At 64.1% G+C, this 5,225-nt stretch carries 5 protein-coding genes and 1 pseudogene; 2 read left to right on the top strand and 4 right to left on the bottom strand.

The genetic code is table 11. The annotated features are described in order from the left end of the window. Window positions 1–458, bottom strand: a pseudogene (locus AD428_RS22400) (flagellin); the annotation flags it as partial. Between the two features lie 222 nt (window positions 459–680). Continuing rightward, on the bottom strand, window positions 681–1,439 hold the full coding sequence (locus AD428_RS22395; protein ID WP_053245627.1) for an RNA polymerase sigma factor FliA: 759 nt from the start codon (window positions 1,437–1,439) through the stop codon (window positions 681–683). A gap of 444 nt (window positions 1,440–1,883) precedes the next feature. On the opposite strand from AD428_RS22395, the gene flhD reads away from it, so the two are divergent. Further along, window positions 1,884–2,207 (top strand): flagellar transcriptional regulator FlhD, encoded by a 324-nt coding sequence (gene flhD, locus AD428_RS22390; RefSeq protein ID WP_053245628.1) that lies wholly within the window; start codon window positions 1,884–1,886, stop codon window positions 2,205–2,207. Window positions 2,208–2,301: 94 nt separating this feature from the next. On the opposite strand, the gene AD428_RS29820 is transcribed toward flhD, so the two are convergent. Together AD428_RS29820 and AD428_RS22385 are read right to left on the bottom strand one after the other, a co-directional pair. After that, window positions 2,302–2,421, bottom strand: coding sequence for a helix-turn-helix domain-containing protein (locus tag AD428_RS29820; RefSeq protein WP_369798817.1), 120 nt, complete (start codon window positions 2,419–2,421; stop codon window positions 2,302–2,304). Next, window positions 2,370–3,308 (bottom strand): sigma 54-interacting transcriptional regulator, encoded by a 939-nt coding sequence (locus AD428_RS22385; RefSeq protein ID WP_369798816.1) that lies wholly within the window; start codon window positions 3,306–3,308, stop codon window positions 2,370–2,372. The genes AD428_RS29820 and AD428_RS22385 overlap by 52 nt, the downstream gene beginning before the upstream one ends. 252 nt (window positions 3,309–3,560) lie before the next feature. On the opposite strand from AD428_RS22385, the gene AD428_RS22380 reads away from it, so the two are divergent. Then, entirely contained in the window at window positions 3,561–4,928 is a 1,368-nt protein-coding gene (locus AD428_RS22380; protein ID WP_053246639.1) for a sigma-54-dependent transcriptional regulator, read from the top strand. The last annotated feature ends 297 nt before the right edge of the window (window positions 4,929–5,225 follow it).

The raw sequence follows: 5,225 nt of genomic DNA, 5'->3' as shown, positions 1-5,225 counted from the left end.
TTGTCATTTGCACCAACTTGGATCTTCAGGGCGTTGTCGCTAGCCAGAACTTTCACGCCGTTAAATTGCGTTTGTTCGGAGACACGATTGATCTCAGCCAGACGCTGGCCGATTTCATCCTGGATCGACTTGAGATCGGAATCGGAGTTAGTGCCGTTCGTGGCTTGAACCGTCAGCTCACGAATACGCTGCAGGTTGTTGTTGATTTCGTTAAGAGCGCCTTCAGTCGTCTGGGCGATCGAGATACCGTCGTTCGCGTTACGCGAGGCTTGGGTCAGACCCTTGATGTTAGCCGTGAAGCGGTTAGCAATAGCTTGGCCAGCAGCGTCGTCCTTGGCGCTGTTGATGCGCAGGCCCGACGACAGGCGTTCGATGGCGGTACCCAGAGCGGACTGGGACTTGTTCAGGTTGGTCTGGGCAACCAGGGACAAGTAGTTGGTGTTGATAACTGCAGCCATGTTTTGGCTCCCAAGAGAGAAAGGCTTCTTCAAACCGGGCAGCTGGGCCGCCCATCGTAGTAACGGGAGAATTCGTCTTCTTGCGACGCCGAATTTCTCCGTTGCCAGGATTACGGCAGGGCCAAATCAATCTTTAGGGCTGTTTTACGAAGGTCAATCCGCCGGGTGGAGGAGGGGGGACGTCGGGCGGCGGCGCGCCATGCACGCCGGCGCCGGCGGGCCTCAGATGATCTGCGCCATCTGCTGTTCGTGCGGCAGATCCTGCCAGGCCTGCTCGCGCAGCTTGGCGCGGATGCGGGCGGTGGCCTGGGAGCGCAGCTGGCAGACCCGGGCCTCGGTTACGTTCATGATGGCGCCGATTTCCTTGAGGTTCAGTCCCTGCTCGTAGCAGAGCGAGAGCAGGAGCTTTTCGCGCTCGGGCAGGGCGTCGATGGCGTGGATGAGCGCCTGGCGGAAGTCGCCGGCCAGCAGGGAATCGAGCGGATTGCCGGCCTGGGCGTTGCCGGCATTGAGGGAAGCCGCCCAGTCGGCCTGGTCCGACGCGCTGTCCGTATCGGACGAAAAGTCTTCATAGTGGACGATCTGCACGCCCTGGGCGTCGTGCAGCAGGGTCTGATATTCGGCCAGGGGCAGCTCCAGCTGTGCGGCGATCTCGGCCTCGGTGGGCGCGCGCATGAGCTTCTGCTCGAGCTGCTGGATGGCCTGTTCTATCTTGCGGGCCTTGGCGCGCACGCTGCGGGGCAGCCAGTCCTGGCCGCGCAGCTCGTCCAGCATGGCCCCCCGGATGCGGGTGGTGGCGTAGGTCTCGAATTGCGCGTCGGCGGTTTCCTGGTAGCGGCGCACGGCGTCCAGCAGGCCGATCATGCCGGCCTGTATCAGGTCGTCCAGTTCGACGCTGGCCGGCAGGCGCGCGAGCAATTGCAGGGCCAGCTTCCGAACGAGCGGGGCATATTCGACCAAGCTGTCTTCTGCGTTGGGCATTGCGGAGTGTCAGACGAATCTATGGAGGCGCGGGTGTCGGACGCTGGCGCTGGCGTTGCCAAATAGCGACATTGTCGACAAGCGCGCGGTTGCGCTGGGCGAAGCTAACGAGGTGATCGGTACGGTGCCCATTGTGGTTAAAAGCGCCGATTTCATTCCGTAAAGAACACAACTTTTTGAATGTCTATTTGGCAAATTGACGTAAATTTGTCAGATAGTTTCATGTCAAGTTGTATCTTCATCTGTCTTATGAGCAACATCAAAAAACTTTTGTCATATTAGTCATAGAAAATGACACGAGATGTGATAAATTTTACTTAAATTGCGAATTGCTGATACATTTCGCATAAAAACTGGACGCAGCTGGTTACGAAGCAATCGTTGCTGCTTGTGACTGTTGGTAGTTGATACGGACCCTCGCACGTAGGGATCAGGGAGCCTGGTGTGCAACAAGTCGAAAGTTCTTTGCTGGCAGATATCCGTGAAGTGAATCTGTCCTATCTTCTTCTCGCCCAGCGCATGCTGCGCGATGACTATGCTGCCTCGATGTTCCGGTTGGGCTTCAGCAGCGAGGTGGCGGACATTCTCATGCGCCTGTCGCCCGCCCAGCTCGTGAGGCTGGCCAGCTCCAGCTCGCTCCTGTGCCGTTTCCGCTTTGACGACTACAGCCTGCTTTCCGCCCTGACTCAGGACGTGCTGGGCGGCGCGCTGCAGCAGGCGCACGCCACCATCCTGCTTGCCAAGCAGCCCGTCGAAGAGCTGGCCTGAACGGCCCGCGCAACCCTCCGGATCTTCAAGCGCCATGGCCATCAAGAGCGTGGCGGCGTTTACAAGCAGCCGGTAAGAATTGCCCAGGCGGGGCTCAGCCGCGCGGCGCGCCCGGGTCGCCTTTTTCGTAGACGTCCAGACGGTTGTAGAGCGTTTTCAGGCTTACGCCCAGCGATTCGGCCGCCAGGCGCTTGTCGCCGGCATAGTGGGCCAGCGTGGCCAGGATGAATTCGCGCTGCGCGTCTCCCAGCGGCGTGCCCAGCGGCAGGCTGAGCTGGCCGTCGCGCACTTCCGCCTGGCGGGCGCGCGCGGGCGCGCGGCCAGTTCCAGGTTGAGTTCCGCGTCGGCCAGGATGTAGGCGCGCTGCACGGCGTTGCGCAGTTCGCGCACGTTGCCGGGCCAGTCATAGCGCGCCATCGCGTCCAGCATGCGGCGCGAAAACACCTTGCGGGTCTGGTGGCGTTCGTTCAGGGCGTCGAGAAAGCGCTGGGCCAGGATCACCGCGTCTGCCTCGCGCTCGCGCAGGGGCGGCACGCGCAGGGGGATCACCAGCAGGCGGTGCAGGAAGTCCTGCCGCAGCCTGCCGTCGGCCACCGAGGCGGCGGGGTCGCGGTTGCTCGCACAGATGATGCGCGCGTTGGCCCGCAGCAGGTCGGAGCCGCCCACGCGCTGGTAGGTGCCGGTTTCGAGCACGCGCAGGAAATGCACCTGCATGTCGGGCGGCATTTCCGTGACCTCGTCCAGGAAGAGGGTGCCACCGCTGGCCGATTCGAAATAGCCGGCGCTTTGCGTCACGGCGCCCGTGAAGCTGCCTTTCTCGTGTCCGAACAGTTCGGCATGCGCGAGCGAGCCGCTGATGGCGCCGCAGTTCACCGCCACGAAGGGCTGGTCTTTGCGGTCGCTCGCCGCGTGGATGGCGCGGGCCACCAGCTCTTTGCCGGCGCCGCTTTCGCCCACCACGAAAACGCTGGCGTCGGTGGCGGCTGCGAGCTGGATCTGGCTGGCCAGTTTGCGCATGACGGGGGACATGCCCGCCGTCTCCAGAATGCCTTCGGCGCAGGCAAGCGTGTCCCCACGCTGCGCCATGGTGCGGTTTGGCATGGGAGATTTCCTCGATATTCGTTTAATGTTAGAGACGCGGCGCAGGGGTATCTGCGACCAGATGCAAGGAATCGAAAACGTTATTGCAATGTGGCAAATCGGCGCGCGGCCGGCGCTAGAGTCGGTATTGTGCCGATCGGAGCTTGTCCGATTCCTGGGCGGGGCAGGGTTCCCGCCTCGGGCAGAACGTCGAACGCGGCCGGCCGGAGGCCCGGGCGCGCCCAACCCTTTCGCATGTCGAGCGGAGTCGCTATGCCTCACCTGCTTATCGTGGACGATGACGAAGCCATCAGGGAGACCTTGGCCGAGATCGGCCGGGACAGCGGTTTTTCGGTGGCGGTGGCCGCTTCCATCAAGGACGCCATGATCCAGCTCGACCGTCAGGCGCCGGATCTCGTGCTCACCGACGTGCGCCTGCCGGAAGGCAGCGGCATGGACATTTTCAAGAACGTGGCCGTCGCCAGCGCCGAGGTCGTGGTCATGACCGGCCACGGGACCGTGGACAATGCCGTGCAGGCGCTGCGGCTGGGCGCCACCGACTACCTGGTCAAGCCGATCAGCATGGACCGGCTCAATCTCATCCTTTCGCGCATCCTGGCCAACTCGGGCGAGGTGCCGCCCGGCACGCCTTTCGAGGAAGAAGGCCGCTTCGGCAAGATGTACGGCGCTTCGCCGCCCATGCGCGAGCTGTACCGGCAGATCGCGCGGGTGGCGCCCACCGACGTCACCACGCTGCTGATCGGCGAGAGCGGCACGGGCAAGGAGCTGGCCGCGCATGCCATCCACGAACTGAGCGGGCGGCGCCAACGCCCGTTCGTCGCGGTCAACTGCGGCGCGATATCGCCCAATCTCATCGAAAGCGAGATGTTCGGCCACGAGCGCGGCAGCTTCACGGGCGCCGACCGCCAGCACAAGGGATATTTCGAGCGGGCCGACGGCGGCACGCTGTTCCTCGACGAAGTCACGGAGATGCCGCCGGACCTGCAGGTGAAGCTGCTGCGCGTGCTGGAAACCGGCCAGTTCATGCGCGTGGGCACCAATCGCGAGATTTCCTGCGACATCCGCATCGTGGCCGCCACCAACCGCAACCCCGAGCAGGCGGTGCAGGAAGGCAAGCTGCGCGAAGACCTGTATTACCGCCTGAGCGTGTTTCCGCTGGAACTGCCGCCGCTGCGCGAACGCGGCGAGGACATCGTCTACCTGGCCGAGCGTTTCCTCGAAGCGCAGAACCGCGAGACGGGGCGCAACAAAGCGTTCTCCGCGCATGCGCTGGAAGTGCTGCGCCAGTACGAATGGCCGGGCAACGTGCGCGAGCTCAAGAACTTCGTGCGGCGCGCCTTCATCATGGCCGAGGGCGACGAGCTCGACGTGGACATGCTGGCGCCCCAGGTGTCCCCGGGCGGCGAGCCGGCCGTGGAGCACGTGACGGTGCCGGTGGGCGAAACCCTGGCCGACGCCGACCGCAGGCTGATTCTCGCCACCCTGGAACGGTGCAAGGGCGTGAAGAAACAGACCGCCGCCGTGCTGGGCATCAGCCCCAAGACGCTCTACAACCGCCTCGAAGAGTACGCCGCGGCGGGCTATCACGTCCCCGGCGACGACGGCGAGGCCAAGGGCTGACTCCGCGGCCCGCCCGCGCCCGGACCGGCGCTGCGGGCATTTCGGATCCCCCGCGAAAGCGCATCGCATTTTTCTCTCTCCGGACCTTGCTGCCGGCGTTCCTGGCGCCGGCGTCTTTCTCGTCTCCGGCCGCGTTGCGCGGCGCAGCCCTGGGCAGCAATTGCCATGCCCGGCGCGGGCACGCGGCTTGCGCCGCGCGATCCACGGACGCACGGTCCGCGACCGGACCGACCCTGCAAGGAGAATCCTCATGAGCCAGCACAAGCAACCGCCCGCCGCCGGAACGCCCGGGCCGGA

Source organism: Achromobacter sp. DMS1, from assembly GCF_001270295.1.
The sequence above is the reverse complement of the archived record's forward strand: the minus strand, read 5'-3'. Positions and strand labels throughout refer to the sequence as shown.